This is a genomic window from Vibrio sp. B172a (assembly GCF_030248355.1).
Taxonomy (GTDB): domain Bacteria; phylum Pseudomonadota; class Gammaproteobacteria; order Enterobacterales; family Vibrionaceae; genus Vibrio; species Vibrio owensii.
In genome coordinates this window covers 120,338-137,885 of record NZ_JAHGAC010000003.1, presented here as the reverse complement: position 1 = coordinate 137,885, position 17,548 = coordinate 120,338, and the positions used below count along the sequence as shown (strand labels likewise).

Annotated in this window: 14 protein-coding genes; 9 read left to right on the top strand and 5 right to left on the bottom strand. The window is 43.9% G+C overall.

Translation table 11 applies throughout. The features are described from left to right. Positions 1-528: 528 nt before the first annotated feature. Entirely contained in the window at positions 529-1,542 is a 1,014-nt protein-coding gene (locus KIT90_RS04210; protein ID WP_027726588.1) for a helix-turn-helix domain-containing protein, read from the top strand. 576 nt (positions 1,543-2,118) lie between these two features. After that, positions 2,119-2,505: a hypothetical protein gene (locus KIT90_RS04205; RefSeq protein ID WP_009705841.1), complete on the top strand. Its 387-nt coding sequence runs from the start codon at positions 2,119-2,121 to the stop codon at positions 2,503-2,505. Positions 2,506-2,680: 175 nt separating this feature from the next. Here KIT90_RS04205 and KIT90_RS04200 read toward each other — a convergent pair whose 3' ends face one another. From KIT90_RS04200 to KIT90_RS04185, 4 genes are all read right to left on the bottom strand, one after another. Beyond that, complete coding sequence (locus tag KIT90_RS04200) at positions 2,681-4,615, bottom strand: diguanylate cyclase domain-containing protein (RefSeq protein ID WP_285375516.1); 1,935 nt, start codon at positions 4,613-4,615, stop codon at positions 2,681-2,683. Then, positions 4,612-5,715 (bottom strand): extracellular solute-binding protein, encoded by a 1,104-nt coding sequence (locus KIT90_RS04195; protein WP_009705839.1) that lies wholly within the window; start codon positions 5,713-5,715, stop codon positions 4,612-4,614. The genes KIT90_RS04200 and KIT90_RS04195 overlap by 4 nt, the downstream gene beginning before the upstream one ends. A gap of 233 nt (positions 5,716-5,948) precedes the next feature. After that, a complete protein-coding gene (gene serC / locus KIT90_RS04190) occupies positions 5,949-7,043 on the bottom strand; it encodes a 3-phosphoserine/phosphohydroxythreonine transaminase (RefSeq protein WP_285375512.1) in 1,095 nt (364 codons plus the stop codon). A gap of 131 nt (positions 7,044-7,174) precedes the next feature. Next, positions 7,175-8,437: a DUF945 family protein gene (locus tag KIT90_RS04185; protein ID WP_285375509.1), complete on the bottom strand. Its 1,263-nt coding sequence runs from the start codon at positions 8,435-8,437 to the stop codon at positions 7,175-7,177. A 185-nt stretch (positions 8,438-8,622) separates the two neighbouring features. On the opposite strand from KIT90_RS04185, the gene KIT90_RS04180 reads away from it, so the two are divergent. The 3 genes from KIT90_RS04180 (at position 8,623) to KIT90_RS04170 (ending at position 11,812) form a co-directional block, all read left to right on the top strand. After that, positions 8,623-10,563, top strand: a complete 1,941-nt coding sequence (locus KIT90_RS04180) for an ATP-binding protein (protein ID WP_285375507.1) — start codon at positions 8,623-8,625, stop codon at positions 10,561-10,563. Further along, the gene (locus KIT90_RS04175) at positions 10,560-11,057 is read left to right on the top strand and encodes a response regulator (protein ID WP_285375504.1); all 498 of its coding nucleotides are present in this window, start codon (positions 10,560-10,562) and stop codon (positions 11,055-11,057) included. The genes KIT90_RS04180 and KIT90_RS04175 overlap by 4 nt, the downstream gene beginning before the upstream one ends. 206 nt (positions 11,058-11,263) lie before the next feature. Further along, positions 11,264-11,812, top strand: coding sequence for a hypothetical protein (locus KIT90_RS04170; protein ID WP_005442235.1), 549 nt, complete (start codon positions 11,264-11,266; stop codon positions 11,810-11,812). Between the two features lie 211 nt (positions 11,813-12,023). On the opposite strand, the gene KIT90_RS04165 is transcribed toward KIT90_RS04170, so the two are convergent. Continuing rightward, positions 12,024-12,611 carry a TfoX/Sxy family DNA transformation protein gene (locus tag KIT90_RS04165; protein ID WP_009705834.1) on the bottom strand — a complete coding sequence of 196 codons (588 nt, stop codon included), beginning with the start codon at positions 12,609-12,611 and terminating at the stop codon, positions 12,024-12,026. A gap of 370 nt (positions 12,612-12,981) precedes the next feature. Between KIT90_RS04165 and KIT90_RS04160 the strand changes: the two genes are divergently transcribed. The 4 genes from KIT90_RS04160 (at position 12,982) to panP (ending at position 17,400) form a co-directional block, all read left to right on the top strand. Next, positions 12,982-13,902, top strand: coding sequence for an HDOD domain-containing protein (locus KIT90_RS04160; RefSeq protein WP_009705833.1), 921 nt, complete (start codon positions 12,982-12,984; stop codon positions 13,900-13,902). Positions 13,903-14,005: 103 nt separating this feature from the next. After that, positions 14,006-14,911 (top strand): lysine exporter LysO family protein, encoded by a 906-nt coding sequence (locus KIT90_RS04155; protein ID WP_180825468.1) that lies wholly within the window; start codon positions 14,006-14,008, stop codon positions 14,909-14,911. A gap of 208 nt (positions 14,912-15,119) precedes the next feature. After that, the gene (locus KIT90_RS04150) at positions 15,120-15,632 is read left to right on the top strand and encodes a hypothetical protein (protein ID WP_122067734.1); all 513 of its coding nucleotides are present in this window, start codon (positions 15,120-15,122) and stop codon (positions 15,630-15,632) included. Between the two features lie 121 nt (positions 15,633-15,753). Next, positions 15,754-17,400, top strand: coding sequence for a pyridoxal-dependent aspartate 1-decarboxylase PanP (gene panP / locus KIT90_RS04145; protein ID WP_171370190.1), 1,647 nt, complete (start codon positions 15,754-15,756; stop codon positions 17,398-17,400). The last annotated feature ends 148 nt before the right edge of the window (positions 17,401-17,548 follow it).

The following is a 17,548-nucleotide window of genomic DNA, read 5'->3' as shown; positions in this document are numbered from 1 at the left end:
CTTACGGCGCCTATTAGTGCATTGGCACTAATCGATAAATAATAAATTCAGTGAAGAAAGGACCTTATATTTATATCTAATATACTCATATGAAATATGTTCTTTCCCGTGAACCTTTCTCATTTTTAAGATAACAGTAAAAAATGATTTACCGAACGTATAATTGTATAAATTTCATCAACCTACGTGACCAAGTACTAAAAAAGACTGTAATTACAAGGCTATTTTCATCTATTTTAGGACAGTATTGGCCATCACTAGGCATCTTCAACCGACTTAATAAGCACAATGCCTTCTCAATTTAATAACAAACACAATATGATTTGCATGATATTTATGATCAAACACAACATAAATATTAATGCATTTTCAACCTCCTATAAGCCAAGTCAATTTTAAAGGGTCGTAAGTAAATGGAATAACATTTCCAACAATTGACATATTTGGCAGAGGAATGTCATGCACATAACTTAAACGAAAAATAAGAATTAGCTATGGACATGTTTTAAACCTATGGGGGAAAGTAAAGTGTTCGGGAGTTATCTAAAAGCAATAAGAACCACATTAGGGTTAACTCAGGAGCAAGCATCGATAAGGTTAAATCTATTAGGTGGTGATTTAGCTAATATAGACTGTGTCACTTTCAGTCGATGGGAACGGGGCATTACTCAACCAAGCTTAAGCCGTCGAGTAAGAGTCCTACGAGCGTTTGAAAACAACTTGCTGCCTTATCTGTGCAGTTTGGGATTAGACTCATCTTTAAAGGATGAAGTTGAGCAATTTGAACTGTCGTTGAAGCAACGCTACCAGGACGCGATGTCGATCATCTCGGGGATTGATTACAATACTCCGTGTCCGGTAGAGCACAATAATATTGAAGAGGAAGAGCTCAGCCAAAGTAATGAACAAGAGTTCATTCACAGTTTGAACAACTTCCACAATCAATTGAAGTCGCTCAACATTAAGCACAACTTGGCTACTATCGATTTGGTGGAATACCAAAAGGATGGTCGCGCAATTGCTTACAAGTATCTTTCTCGAGGAGAGTTAGTAGGACATAACATTGGCATGTTTTTTACCGAGCCAACGTTAGAGAATGAAATTGATCGAGTGAAGAAGAACCGCTTACCGATCGATGTCATTGACCTAAGACTCACCAAACCGCTGAAAGATAAAGGGGTATATTCTTACTACGCCATCAGTCAACACTCGAAGAATGAACGTGTTTTCCGAAGGCAGTTACACACTGAATTTACCTTTTTGGCTCAAAATGCGCATATTCATCACTATTACGCGAGTGTCACCCTCAAGAGTTCTGTCGATGTTATGCTCAAAATGGGCTTTAGTGTCGCCGCTTACGAAGGTGAAAACCCAGTTGGTGCGATTAAAGTCGGGTCTAAGCGTTACACCAGAGCAATCATGTATATTGAAACCAGTGAACTGTTCACGCAGCCCGAGTTTCTCTACTTGCTCACTTGTTGCGGCGTTTGCACTCACCGCCAGTGTGACACCTGTACGGAGCACCCTGACTGCATTTGTTAATTAGCGACAAAGAACGAAAGTTTCGGCATTCAGCTGCCCCGCTCTGTGCTTGAACGATACTGTTCATCAAAAGGTCAATAACAGCAGACTCTCCCTCCTAACCTGTTGTGATTGGCCTTTTTATTATCCACGTCACCCGCATTTAGTCTTCGACCTTACATCACGCATACGGCCATCAACGAGTTCAACGGTAATGTATCCAGAGCGTGTTACTGAGAAACTCTAGCTAGAAACTTGAGCCTGAAACTTGAACCAAAAACTGAACGCTCTGACTTATTGGTTTCCATTCTAAATCCTATTTGCTGCATTACGTAGGCAGATAACAGTTTAGCTTTTTATAATATGCTTAGGATTGATTAAGTTAGAGCATTTAATCCGTGCATATCCGCGTTGAAAACTCATTAAGTATCACTTCTCAATCGACAGCGTATCGTACAAAAAGAAAAAGCAACTCATTGAATATCACCATACTTAGCAATAGGGGTATGTATCAATTTGTAAATGCTATCTTATCAAGCTTCATAGTCGTTAAGATGAAACGTTAAAGTGCTATACGTTTATTCACAGGTGAAACGCATGAAAAAGATTCGCTACCCATTTGATTTGCACGGAACGCTCTCAATCCGATACAGGGACAAAGTAAATCCAATTTTTCTTGATACTGATGAGGAAAATCAGTCCATTATCGACATTGATGACTTTGCAGTAAGAGCGTTTAGCTACGACGCAGAAGATCGTCTACTAAAAATATCGTTGCAAAAGGCGGTGAACCTTACCGAGATCTCGGATTGCGGTTCGGTATTTACGGGTGTGGAATTAGAGCAGAACAACATCAAATTGGATCTTGTGTACTGCCTTTACAATGCTGGCATTATTAGCTCTAGCATTTCTTACCCACTTGATGACGCTTCACCGATTGAATCTATCGCAGTCTCAAAGCCGCTAACCCTGCATTTAAAGTAGAGCCATCTGATGTACGAGCCCTCAAAGCAATAACTGTGGCTCAGACACAACAATGACTGCATTACAATACTCAAATAAAAAGCCCTTGCAACAGAAACAGCAAGGGCTTTTTGTATTCAGGCGAGTAACGCTAGATTAATAGGCTCGGCTCTCTATGCCCTACTCCAATAGCGGTTTACTTTTGATAGAAGGCGCGTTTTTTCTCGTACATGGCCTCATCTGCGATGGAGAACAGATTTTCCAGCGCCACTGACTCACTCGATGCACCGCCAACAGAGAACTGAACTGGGTGACGGTTTTGCCCTGATAGCTCTATCCATTTGTCTTGCTGAGATGCTTCCAAAGCCGAAATCAATTCATCTAATGCTGCGGCATTCATATCTTGTGCAATCACCGCAAACTCATCGCCACCAATTCGATACAGGGTGTGCTTACCTTGAAGTACCGTCTTAATCAGTTGAGTGGATTTGGCAATCAACAGATCACCACGATCGTGCCCGTAGGTATCATTCAACGTCTTCAATCCGTTAATATCAATGATAAGAATCGACATCCTACGCCAACGCCCCTGAGCAACAGACTGGCGCGCATACTCATAGTCTTCATCAAACGCTTTTCGGTTAAAGCTTTTGGATAATTTATCTCGACGAGCGAACTCTTCCAATTCAAGCCAAGAGTAGAGCTGCTTCTTGAATAGCTCTAGAAGGATGCCTTCCTCTTCGTTCATCGAATAAGTGCCGTAGTCGAAGTAACCCAACTCAGAACCCGTTGATGAGCGCATCGTTTTGACGCGTTCACAATCCGGTTTCTCAAAGCTAAAGCGCATGTCTGAATCAGGGAATAGCTTGATCAAACCTGAATTAATCACTTCCGGAATCGCGTGATACCCCACACCTGCATGGCTGGTGGTGAAGTTAATCAAGGTCATCAATTTAGCTTGGTGCGCCTCTTCTCGGGTCAAGTTCGCACGTAACTCTGCTGTTTGTTCATCAACGCGATGCTCTAGCTCTTGGTTAAAATTCGCTAACTGTGCGTTGGTTTCTTGGACTTGCAGATTTGCCTTTCGCAGTGCTTGGTTTCTTATCTCCAATTCATCCATGTGGTTGGTCAATTGAAGCCACAACGAGTCGAGCAATCTCATCAATTGCCTAAACTCTTTAAACTGGAACTGCTTGGGTTGAAGATCCGGACGCTTGTTGTTTTTAAAGCTACGTACCACCCGCTCCATCTTCCTGATAGGTTGAGTCAACCAACGGCTTGCCACAATCGCAAAGCACAGAGTCACGATGAGCGTCGCGATGATAATATTGAGTAGCTGTTGCTTCGAGCGCATAAGGTCTTGGTTACGCACAGCATCAGAGACAGTGTGCACCATAGTGACTTCAAGCGGCTCTACAAAGTTACTGTTGTTCACCTCTATCTCACTCACATGGCGAGAGTTATCCGTCTTTAACTTGTTGATGTCACCGTAGTGGAAGTTCACGCTCTCTTGCGCATAGAGAAAAGGTTGAGAGATACGAATCAAATCTTGATACGAAACCAGCACCACCAAATAACCTTGCGGCTCGTACTCTGATCCAGGCAACAGCGTATACGGCAAAAGCGGACTAACGAAAGCAATACCACTTTGTCCCCCATCCAAAACTAACCCTTCATCAAAGTAGGTGGTGTGGAACATTTTACCCTGCTTATAAACATCACTAGCGGCGCGTATTTTGTTAAGCAGTTTGCTGGTTTCTAAATGGTAAACGGAGCCATTGCTTTCGTACATTGGCTGCCAGTTTTTGTCGATGATGTAAGTGGTACTGACGTTAACGGCCAATTCTTCAAACGTTTCGATCATCTGCCAGATGATGCTTGAATACAGCACGTTATCCATGCCTTGAACCAACAAACGGTCTTTGGAGTACCAACGTGTTAAGTTCGCGACGAACGTCAGATCTTCCGTCACTGTTTTCTTGATACCTTGATTGGTATTAACAAGCTTGATCTCTTTCTCCACCAGCAGATCTTCTTGGTGTTTTTCGATCATACTAGTCCCGACCCAATAAGCAGGAAGCAAAGAGCCTAGCACCACAATCAAAGTTAGGATGTTACGTAAACTTATCATGATGACTTCCTACGTTTATGGATATGCTGAGAGTGTTTTTGGATGAAATCCACCACAAACTCTGCTGCGGATTCAGCAGGCATGCCTGCACGGAAGCGTTTGTAGCCACGAATCAACGCTTCCCATGTCACCGCCATTTCGACAGTACTCGGCATAACATAAGCTGGGTTCAACTGAGTATAGAGATCGCTGTAGTAAGTGCTGTCTGCGTCATACCATTTACGATTGATTGAGCGGTTGGTCGAAATCAGATTCTGGTTGATGATAACGTCTTCGATGAATTCAGGTTTCTGTACAATCGTCGCTAGGGTTCGCATGGCTTGGCGCTTGTCTGGGTTTGCCATTGCTTCAGCATTAAACGCCAGCACTTTGCCACCACTTAACGAATGCATGTGATGGTTGTTGTAAGTCGGCAAGCCGCTGATTTTCAGCTCTTTTGAAAAGTGTTGTTTAAGCTCCCCTAACGCCCAGTCACCATCAATTAAGTACGCCACTTCACCATCGATAAACTGCTGTCGTGCCTGATCTTGGCCGTACTCGCCTTTTAAAACGCCCACGACAGGAAGCTCACCATAGAACTTCAGCGCAGCAGCTAAAGCACCAACGTCAATGTCTGTGACCGGTTTCGAGCGATGGTCAGAAAACATTGGGACAAACGACATCAAAAAATACATATTCGGATATTGCATCGCGAGCGTCGTTCTTCCCTGCTCAGCTTCTTCAAGCAACTCTTCCCACGTCGGTTCAAGATCTTTGGTTAGCTTTGTGTTCACGTACAACACAAGGTGATTGCCCAATCCAAGAGGCACACCATAAATGGCTCCGTCAACCGAGACCAGCTCTAGCGCTTTTGGCTCAATACTCTTTTCATCAATCCAGCTAGAAGGGATTTTAGCCAAATCGAAATAATCGTGTAGCCCTAGAAAATCTGAAGGCACCCAAATCACATCAGGTACCGTAATCCCTGTCTGCTTCGCTAATAACAGCTCTGAGCGAATGTTGTTTACGTCAAACTCACGAATCGCTAGCTTGTTGCCCGTCTCTGCCTCAAAACGCTCTTGGATCTCAGCAACGGTAGAGTACTCAATACCGCTCCACACTTGGATCTCTTGTGCATTTGCAAAGGAAGATAAGCAAAGCAGAAATGTCAGACAGAGGTTTCTCACTAGATTTCTCGAAAATTGATGATGTTACAAAGATAGCGAACAGCGGATGGTTGTTCAAAATCGCCATTTGGAAATGTGCGTGTGCTTCCATTAGAAAATAGCGATTCTGCAGAAAGTAAAAAGCGCCGCTAATGCGACGCTTTGAAGGATTGTATCACAGGTCGCGATTAAGCGTATTCTTGCTCGAACTCTCGCATAAAGTCGACAAGGGCCTGTACACCTTCTAGTGGCATTGCGTTGTAGATAGAAGCACGCATACCGCCAACCGCGCGGTGACCTTTTAGCGCTTTCAGACCTTTCGCGTCTGCTAATTCTAAGAACGTTCCGTCTAGCTCAGGCTTAGCAAGTTGGAATGGTACGTTCATTAGAGAACGGTTCGCAGAATGCACACCATTGCGGTAGAAGTCTGATTGGTCAATGTAATCGTAAAGCAGTGCAGCTTTGTCACGGTTTACCTGTTCAATCACTTTTACGCCGCCTTGCGCTTTCAGCCACTTGAATACGAGGCCAGACAGGTACCAAGCAAACGTCGGCGGCGTGTTGAACATTGACTCTTTCTCTGCCAACACTTTGTAATCCAAAATGCTTGGTAGTACTTCTTTCGCTAGACCAAGCAGATCATCACGAACGATCGCAATAGCGATACCTGAAGGACCGATATTCTTCTGCGCACCCGCGTAAATCACGCCGTATTTCGAGACATCGATTTCACGAGAAAGAATGGTTGAAGACATATCAGCAACGATTGGTTTGTCCGTCACTGGCATATCGTTGATTTCGATACCATCAATGGTTTCGTTCGGGCAGAAATGCACGTAAGCCGCGTCAGGAGAAATTTTCCATTCTGCCGCTGGCAATACAGCTGCTTTGCCGTCGATGACAGTCTTTGCATTGAAGACGTCTGGTTCACAGTACTTTTTCGCTTCTGCTACTGCGCTTTCTGCCCAGTAACCGCCATCAATATAAGTCGCAGTTTCCGCATCGCCTAAAAGGTTAAGTGGAACAGCGGCAAATTGAGCACGAGCACCACCTTGGCAAAACAGTACTTTGTAGTTGTCTGGGATGTTCAGAAGATCACGAAGGTCTTGCTCTGCTTCTTCTGCAACCTTGATGAACTCTTTGCTTCGGTGACTGATTTCCATCACTGAAGTACCAAGACCTTGCCAGTTGATTAGCTCCTTTTGTGCTTGCTGCATGACTGCTTTTGGCAGACCTGCTGGCCCTGCACTGAAGTTAAATACGTTGTCCGTATTTTGTTCCATGATGCTCATTGCTCCTGCTAAGTAAAGATTACGAAATTAATATCACGTTTTTGCAGGGATAAAAACAACAAAAGAGGTCTTACGACCTCTTTTTAAACTGAAAAAGCTAAAAACTTACTTTGTAAACTTCTCTATTGCATCAAGGCTGGCATAAGCAGTGCGATTAAAGGAAACTCTTGTCCGTTTTCGAACTTCAATTTCCCATCAGAAATTTGCGCTTTTAGTTCATAACCTTTGTCTTTTTTCTGGATAAGCTCCATCACCATCAGCTCATCCACACTTTCTTGAATGAATGGGTAAAGATCCACGAGTTCATCCGAGAAGTAAGTGTTTAGAGAACCATTTGTCGCCGTCATCAACTTCATTGGGTCTTGAGTGATGTGGTCAGTACCTTGAGGCACAGACAATTGCCATTCGTTGCGGAACTTGCCTTCACCAAATGCCAAAGACAACTCATTCACAGATAGGCTGAAGCCTTTGCTAAACAACGTATCAATATGTGGCAATAGTTTTTGAACTTCTTGCTCATCCAGCATTGGCGAGCTTTGGTAAATTGACATGATTTCATCAAAGGATTTGCTGTCTACATCGCCAATAGCAAAATCCAACTTAAAGTTATCAACGTCTGTGCCATCAGTTAAACGCATTTGCTTCGCATCTAACACAAGTTTCGTGCTCAGCTTATCGCCCGCTTCGTTCAGAGAGGTATTGCCGCTGTAGCTTGCGTTCTCAATCAGGAACATAGGAGCAAGTTGCGCATCAACGATATCTAGCTTTTGTAGTGAGAAAGACTGCTCACCTAGCCAGTAACCTTTTGCTTGCTTACCTTTACCTTCACCTTTTAGCTCTGTTAGGTGAATCTCTTCGCCATTTTCGAAATCAATTTGTACCGAAGGAATCGACACTTGGTAGTTCAAATCACCCAGTACCGTTACATTACCTTTCACTTGAGCAGGGCTTGAAGAAAGGTGCATACCTTGAGCATCATTCTGGTAATTCCAGCTAGCAAGGTCCAACGTAAAATCGGTGTTGCCATTCAACTGGGTTTTGCTGTGCATCGTCAGCGGCAAGAAGTCCGCATCCACCAATTTAGAGTCAGCACTTAGGCTTGTTAAACCATGAGTCACGTCACTGGTTACATCAAATGCCGTCGGAAGACCATCGCGCTCAAGCTGCGCTTTGATTTCTGGGTCGACAACGGTGTAACGTGTCAGAACAACTGAAGACAGGTAACCGCGGTCATATTCCACGATTTCAGCTTTGACCATTTCATCGTTCATGTTGGCGATGCCATCTTCAATGATAGTTTGACCAATCTGACCAACCGCTAGCGGCCAACATAGCGCAAGAGAAATAGCGCCACCAATGGCACCGATTTTTTTTAGATTTTCCATAACGTCACTTATTGAGTATTTGTGCTCAGTCTAACCCAAACCCAAAGCGGATAAAACATTGAGATATATCAGACTATTGATGGTTATTTTAGTTCATTAATCGAGAATAATACCCAGCTCCCACCCATTCTTACATTTAATTGATATGTTGTTAGTGCCAAGTTTTAACCGGAGCTCAAACCGCTGTGAACCGTTACGCTGTATTGTGCCTCGACAACAATCCAATCAGTGCCGAACAGTTTCGATTGGAGTTGTCAGCCTTCTCAAGTAAGTTTGATATTCTCTCTGTGGAATCGATAGAAGAAGCACAGAGCGCTCTCGAATATCTCGAAGAAAGAGAGCAAAAAGTGGCACTCGTTATTGCCAGTCATCACGCACATTTTAACGGCGTCGATTTCCTCATTGGCTTGGATCGCAAGCCTCATACTGAACAAGCGCGCAAAATACTGATCAGTTGCTCTTCGGATATTGAAGCCATTTTAACCGCCGTTAACGAAGGTAGACTCGACCATTGCTTAACTAAGCCACTCCCTGACAAGGTTCTTTTCAATACAGCACAGAAAGAGCTCACCCAATTTATTCTGCGTTACGACAGAGAAGACTTACTCAGCTACAGCCAAATTCTCGATCAGCACAAGTTGCTTCGTGCACACATCGAAAGTCAGATGAGTAATTATCAAGCTGGTTTCCTAAACGACTATCACGCCCTTTCCGACGGAGAACTGGCAGAGCAAGTCATCAGTGCTCTGCAACATTTCTTTGAACAAAATGACGATACCAAGGCTTGTCGCACCTACTCACCAGAACACTTGCTCACGGTAGAAGGCGAGCCAAACAGTTTCTTGTGGTTTATTACCAGTGGTGAAGTAGCACTCTACAAACGCGATGAGCTTGGTATGCAGCGCGAAGTGGTCCGACATTCGAAAGGTAACATTGTCGGCGGCATGTCGTTTGTTACTGGAGAAAGTTCCTTCTCGACAGCCTTAACACTCACCAAAACCGAAGTGATCAAGCTGGATAGAAAAGTTTTCCGCAAAGTAATGCAGAGCGATTCAAACTTATTACCGCTCTTTACTAACCTGCTCCTCCGTCATTTCAACCGACGATTGCAACGCAGCATCAACACCAAGTTACAGCTACAAAAAACTCTGGAGTCTCTAGAATCTGCCCACCAGCAACTTATTGAGAGAGAGAAAATGGCGATGCTTGGGCAACTTGTCGCCGGCGTTGCCCATGAGTTAAACAACCCTATCGCAGCCATTCTCCGCGGGGTGGAAAATCTGACGCATACACTGGAGAATCTGCTCACAGAACTCCCTAGCCATGACATTCAAGAAAAAGGCGTTGCCTTACTGACGAAAGCCCAACGCGTCAAACCCGCTTCTACGTCCGAGCTACGGGAACGAGTGAAACAACTAAGCACCGACCTACCCGACAGAGCGCTCGCTAAGAAAGTCGTTAATCTCGGGCTCGAATCTGACCAAACCTTGATAGCGCAGCTCAACCGTCAAAAAACCGAATCCTTGCACGCCTTGGGAACCCTAGAGCAGTATCACCAAGTTGGTGCTTCTCTGCGTTCGATAAATGTGTGCGCCGCTCGGATTGCTGATATGGTGAAAAGCTTGAAGGGATACGCCCGCTCTGATGATGAGAGTTTGCATTTTGCAGACCTGCATGAAGGCATAGAAGATACGTTGGTGATCTTTGAAAACAAACTCAAAATGCACAAGGTCACGACCGACTATGCTGAGCTACCAAACACCCTTTGCCAGCCGATTGCGCTGCAACAAGTGTGGACCAATCTTATTTCCAACGCGATTGATGCTTTCCCAGACAAAGGGGAATTGGTGATTCAGTCGAGATTGGTCGAGAAAGGCAGTCAAACTTATGCCGTCATCTCATTCAAAGACAACGGATGCGGCATTCCAGAATCACAACAAAAAGCCATTTTTGAACTCAACTTTACAACGAAGAAAGAAGGTAATTTCGGTTTAGGAATCGGACTTTCTATCTGCCAACAAATCATGGCGGGCCATAAAGGCTGGATAGAAGTGGAATCTGAGCTCAACCATTTCACTTGTATGACCGTCTGGTTACCTATCACTCAAGAAGGAGATGAAGCATGACTAAATATCTGATTTTATGTGTGGATGATGAAAGAGAAGTCTTGGATAGTGTCCTTCAGGATTTGATCCCATTTGAAGATAACTTTGTGGTCGAAGGCGCGGAATCCGTAACGGAAGCCAAACAAGTGATTGAAGAAATGGCGGAAGATGGCATTCAGCTCGCCTTAATTCTGTGTGACCACATCATGCCAGAGCAGACAGGCATCAGCTTCTTAATCGAGCTCAGTCAAAATGGTGACACTAAATCCGCTCGAAAAGTACTCCTTACTGGACAAGCAGAGCTTGAAGACACGGTAGAAGCAGTTAACCACGCAAGTCTTGATTACTACATTGCTAAACCTTGGAAAGGTGAAGAATTAAGAGAAGCTATCGTCTCGCAACTGACTGCTTTTATGATAGAAAACGATGATAACCTTCTATCCTGGACTTCTATTTTAGACGCAGAAGCAATTCTTAACGCCATGGCAGATAGACGAGCGAGCTTCGGCGAATAATCTTTTAAACACAAAAACGCGCCGCGTAACCCCAACATGGCGCGTTTTTTGCTGTTAACTTGGCACAATTGACTCATTTGACAAAACATCGACACTTTTTTGTTGGTCGTCGCCCTTGGTTTTTATTATGATGTCGAACAAATCAGATTACGGTTCAAGTGGTTACTTGGATCCATGGAACTATAAGACAAGGTTTATCGTTAGTTATGCGTAAAACACTATTAGCCGCTGCCCTTTTGCTGGCATCTAGCCAAGCTCTAGCTGCGAACGACTACAACGCTCCAGCAACAATGAGCAACTTTAGCTACGACTACATGGAAGCTCGCATTGGTGCAAGCCCAGTAACATTCGGTGCTGGTTTCAGCAAATCAATCCACCCAAATGCACACGTAATTGCTCGTATCGATTCTGAATTCGATGGCGATTTCGATTCAGCAGCGGGTTTTGGCTTCCACTCTCCACTAAACAACTGGGCTGACCTAACAGGTGCAATGCTAATGCGTGTTGTACAACCATCAAACTCTAGCAGCACAGACGTTGGTATGGAACTGAACCTTGGTGTACGCCAATGGCTTGGTCCACAACTAGAAGTGGGTGGTAAAGCAGGCTACGTATCTATCGACAACGATGACGATTGGATTGGTTCTGTTTACGCTCGTTTCCACTCTACAGAGCTATTCTCTCTAGGTGCAGAAGCGCGCATCAACGACTTCTACGGTGACCAAGTGATGTTCACGACTCGCTTCAAGTTCTAATCAATCCCTTGATTGAACAGCCCTAGAAGCACAAATAAAAAAACCGAGGCATCTGCCTCGGTTTTTCTTTTCTAATAACTGATTTGTAGCAATGACTAACTCGAATGAAGTGGCTAAAAGCATCAACTTCCTTTTGTCGCTTTCAACACTCACCTTTTATGACTCGCTAACTTCATCCTAAACGAGTCAATCATCGTGAAACTAAAGCGCCTTACTCGCACATCGCTAGCAATTGCTTTTTGCGTGGCTCTTGGATCAATTTCCAGTGGATACCATCGATCGCACCAGCAAATTTCCATAGAAGTTTCACGTCAACGTCACTGCCGTAAGCAACTCTGACTTTGTTGAATACTTCTACCGGTCCAAGTTCTAAAAATGTGTCGACATCATCAATGCCGGCTTTCTTTACCATGCGTTCGAGCGTCAACTGCATATTTGGCAGATCACGCAAACGTCTACTGGCGGAAGACTTTTGGTATTTGCGTTCCTTAATAGAACATTCAATTGATTTTTGTAACAGTTCGTCAAGTCCATCAAAGCTTGAATCAAACAGATCTGTTACGTCGTAATAGTTTACGGTTGCCGTCGTTTGTTTTTTGACGTGCTTATATTTTTCGCAGTTTAGTTGAGTAAACTCATCATCCAACCCATTTCCGCCGCGTAAATAACAACAGTCGTTACTTACCAACGCGAACATTGCGTCATTGCTGAATAAACCAATACCACCAAACATTGAACGTTTTTGGTACTCACTAAAATTGCTTACATAGTTAAAAAAAGCTTGGTCTGTCATGTCCATTGACCTCTTTAATTGGAATAAATTACCCCGATTAGCGATGTCACCAGATTGAACAGCAGCTTATAGCGATTAAAAATTGTCTTTATGTTGGCGATATTTTTGTGAATTGCGCTCACCAACTGTCTTAATCATACTTAACGTTGAAAAATAAGTTAGGATCTATGTCACAGATGCCAAACTACAAATTCAACATACGTGATTAGTTTCACAGTTACTTATCTTCATCCGATGTTTTTTTGACGCAGTAAGTGCCAAAAAATAAGCATCATGGTGATTAATACGGCAATTGCGAGAGCGAATTAGGTATTTAATTGATAACTAACATACTGTGAGGGTACACTGTACGAAAGCTCTCAAGCACAGCGTCATAATGGAACATTTATCATTTTTTTGGCTACCTAATAATAAAGATAAGCTCATAAAGGCACTCGAATCTGAGTTCGCTCAGCTGGTAGAACAATCGATTTCTACTGGTAAAATTTCCCTTCCTCCCATCCCAGATGTCGTCCTCAAGATCCAACAACTTTGCACTGAAGAACACACGACCATTGCAGATGTAGCAAATGCCTTGCTGGAAGATCCAGGTTTGGCTGCAGTTGTTGTTCGCGTGGCAAACTCTGTCATCTTTAATCGTCGCAACATTACATGCAATGACCTAACGACGGCAGTTTCACGCCTTGGGATTCTGCGAGTGAGGGATATCGTCACCGCACAAGCGATTGAACAGTTGAAGCACTCTGTAAACCTGACCAAAGAGTGTAATAGCATCTTGGTGAAAAGTGCGGCTGTTTCACGTGAGCTTGGCGCAACCATGGTGTTAGTGGTTCAAGAGTTTCGTAAGCATGAGCCGGCGACCTATGGGCATCTGGAGCAAGAAAAGGCACTGCTGGTTGGCTTGTTAGCCGACATTGGCTTATTCTGCCTAATCAATGAATACCACCTCTATCTCGATCGCGGCAATTACCTTGATGCCGACATCGCGCTACAAATATTCCAAACCCGCTGTTCTGCTACGAGTAAATTAGTGCTAGAAAAATGGGGCTTTGATAATGATTTCCGTGAAGTCTCCTCGAATGAGAAGTTCGAATCTGCTCGCCCTGAAGTAAGCTATTTAGATATTGCTCGTATCGCAAACCATCTATTAATGTTTCGCAATCAAGATGAACGCATTGAAGATCACGAAGTAGAATTTAATTTAACAGGTGCAGAAGTCTTGTACGATCTCAGTAATATGAGTGATACTGACTTCCAAAGTGAAATTAAAGAAGTACTCAGCGCAAGCGGTCTTTAATCTTACTAGCTTCAAACCAAGCCACGATAAGAGTCAGATAGTATTCTGATACGTTGATTCGTGGCTCTGTTGTTCTTTATCCAGAAAGGAATCATTGGGCTTTATGTTCTCAGGGATGCTATTTATCTTCGCCCCACTCGTGGTGGGTTATTTAATTCCAGTTTCTCGCGCGTCAGTATTGGAGAAGATCAATAAATCGACGTCATACCTTATTTACGTCATTCTTTCCCTGATGGGCTTGAGTTTGGCTGCGCTGGATAATTTAGGTAGCAATCTACAAACCATCCTTCTATACGCGGGCACCTTCTTTGTATGCTTGGGAGCCTGCAACCTACTCGCTTTACCTTTGGTCGATAAGCTACTTCCTTTGCAAACCGATCAGAATCAAAAGAAGCTCCCCCTTTCGTCAATGGCCTTAGAGTCAATCAAGCTTGTCGTTGTTGTGGGTGGTGGTCTAATCGCTGGCTTGATTCTTCCTATTGGCTTGTCTTGGGTAGACACTGCAAGCGAGTGGATTTTATTCCTTTTGCTTTTCTTTATCGGCATTCAACTGCGTAATAGTGGTTTGACGCTCAGACAAATTCTACTCAACAAGCAAGGTATGGCGATTGCGACAGTGATCATTACAACGTGTATGCTTGGCGGCGTAATTGCTGCAATGATTTTGGATCTTCCTCTTTATCAAGCTTTGGCAATGTCTTCCGGTTTTGGTTGGTACTCACTGGCTGGCATTTTGATGGGTGACGCCTTTGGCCCAATCTTTGGCGGCGCTTCTTTTTTAATTGAGCTGATGCGTGAATTGGTCGCTTTGATTGCCATTCCACTGCTTATTCGCAGTTATCCATCTACAGCAATTGGCTATGCTGGTGCGACGGCGATGGACTTTACGCTGCCTGTCATTCAAACCACGGGCGGTGTTCGATGTGTGCCTGTTGCCATTGTTAGTGGCTTTATCTTGAGCTTATTAGTGCCAGTTATGATGCTTTTCTTTGTGTCTCTTGCTAGCTAGATCTCAGGAATATTCATTAACATCCATTACAATACGGCAAAAATTCAAATACCCAAGTAACCTCAAAATGCTCAATTCGAAGAGAATTTTCTGGTTCACCGCTTTGTTATCGAGCCCTTTAATTTTTAACTCTTGGATCGGTAATCAGTGACAGGCAAGGCATATGTCTATTGGGGTTACAAAGGGAATACAACCAAAAGGAATAATAATGAAACGCTTTGTCGTTGCGGCGCTCCTCGCTACAAGCTCAACTTTTACTTTTGCTGCTGATCAGCAATGTCTTGCAACTAAATACGATGGCTACATTGATGCTTCCCTACAGTGGTATCAAGACCTCGTAGACCTAACTGTGACTCAATACCCTGACTTAAAAGAAGTTAGCCAATGGTTCTTAGAAGGCCGTAAACACCACTTCGAACTCAACCGTGAAGCAGTACATTATTTTCTAGAAAACGATCCAAGCCGAGTAGCAACAGAGCAACCGGTTGAAGCGTGGTTGAAGCTAGAACAACACGATGTGAAGCAACTGGCGACACGCAGCGATGCCCTGGGCGAAGCGGCGAAGAAAACCTTCAGCGATCGTCAATCTGCAAACCATCCAAAGAACTACGACCTACGCTCTGCATTTGCTGACTTATTGAGCCATCCAAAACAGATCGATTCTGCGCTTAACAAGTATAATCAATCAATTGCTAAGATTGAGAAGCAGAAATGTGAATAAATCCCACCCTTGAATTTCATTTCAGCAATATGGGTTTCAATAATTAAAACGGGACTTTGCGCCCGTTTTGGTTTAGATTGTGCCGCTCGCATTACCAAAATAACTACAAAGATTCTTTGCTATGGTTAAGGAACAAAAAACCGCTGACGTTAGCTTCGAGAGCTTGTTAAAGATCTTCACTATCCCTGAAGGTCCAGATTCAACGTTGACTAAAATTGATGAAAGTCTTTCGCAGAACTTGAATCAATTTCTTCGTGAACACATCGTGGCAGAAGAAAAGCCTTTACGTGAAATTGAGAAAGACTTTTCTTCTGCTCAGATTCCTGAGCAACCTGAGTTCGTGTCAGACCATACCGAGCACCTGCTAGATACCTTGGTATCTCACTCGGTTCACACCTCTGCACCAAGCTTTATTGGTCACATGACTTCTGCCCTGCCGTATTTCTTAATGCCGCTGTCGAAGATCATGATTGCCTTGAACCAAAACTTGGTGAAAATCGAAACATCAAAAGCTTTCACACCGCTTGAGCGTCAAGTTCTTGGTATGTTGCATCGCCTTATCTACGGTCAGGACGATAAGTTCTACCGTAAATGGATGCACAGCGCGAAACACTCTCTGGGTGCATTTTGCTCCGGCGGCACCATCGCTAACATCACTGCGCTTTGGGTTGCTCGCAATAAAGCACTGAAGGCTGATGGCGCATTCAAAGGTGTAGAAAAAGAAGGTCTGTTCAAAGCCATGAAGCATTATGGCTATGAAGGCTTAGCAATTTTGGTTTCTGAACGAGGTCACTACTCTCTTAAGAAAGCAGCAGACGTTCTTGGCCTTGGTCAAGAGGGCCTAGTTGCCGTCAAAACAGACGCGAACAACCGCATCATTGTTGACGACCTAAAAGCAAAAATCGCCGAGCTCGAATCACAAAACATCAAGCCTATCGCTGTGGTTGGTGTTGCTGGTACGACAGAGACTGGCAGCGTTGACCCACTACCTCAAATTGCAGAAGTATGTGCTGAGCACAACTGCCACTTCCACGTGGATGCGGCTTGGGGCGGCGCGACACTGATGTCGAACAACCATCGTCATCTACTTGGTGGCGTTGAACTTGCCGACTCTGTCACGATCGATGCTCACAAACAGCTTTACATTCCGATGGGCGCAGGCATGGTTCTGTTTAAAGATCCAGATGCGATGAAGTCTATCGAGCATCATGCACAGTACATCTTGCGTAAAGGTTCTAAAGACTTAGGCAGTCATACGCTTGAGGGTTCTCGTTCTGGTATGGCAATGTTGGTTTACGCAGCAATGCACATCATCAGTCGCCCAGGTTACGAGCTTCTGATCGACCAAAGTATTGAGAAAGCACGTTACTTCGCTGATCTGATTAACCAACAAGAAGACTTCGAATTGGTGTCTGAGCCTGAGCTTTGTTTGTTAACCTACCGTTACCTGCCAACCAAAATGCGCGCGGCGTTAGATAAAGCACAAGGCGTTCAGAAAGAAAAACTTAATGAGTTAATCAACCAGCTCACTCAGTTTATTCAGAAACGTCAGCGTGAAACTGGTAAGTCGTTTGTCTCTCGTACTCGACTGAATCCAGACCAATGGCAACGCATGAACACCATTGTATTCCGCGTAGTTCTTGCTAACCCATTAACCACCAATGATATTTTGAGCGCGGTTTTGAGTGAGCAAAGAGAAATTGCTCAGCAAGCACCGAGCTTGATGGCTAAGATTGAAGAAACTGTCGACGACATTCTCAATTCTTAGGCGCCAATGTGAGTTACATCAAAGTGAAAATTTCTTTCTTTTTGGTGTAACTCAGACATCATTATTGTGCCACTAGAGCAACAAACCAACGATCCCACCTTCAATTCTGTAGTTTTTACAACATTTTGTTTGAGGCTTGTCAAATTCT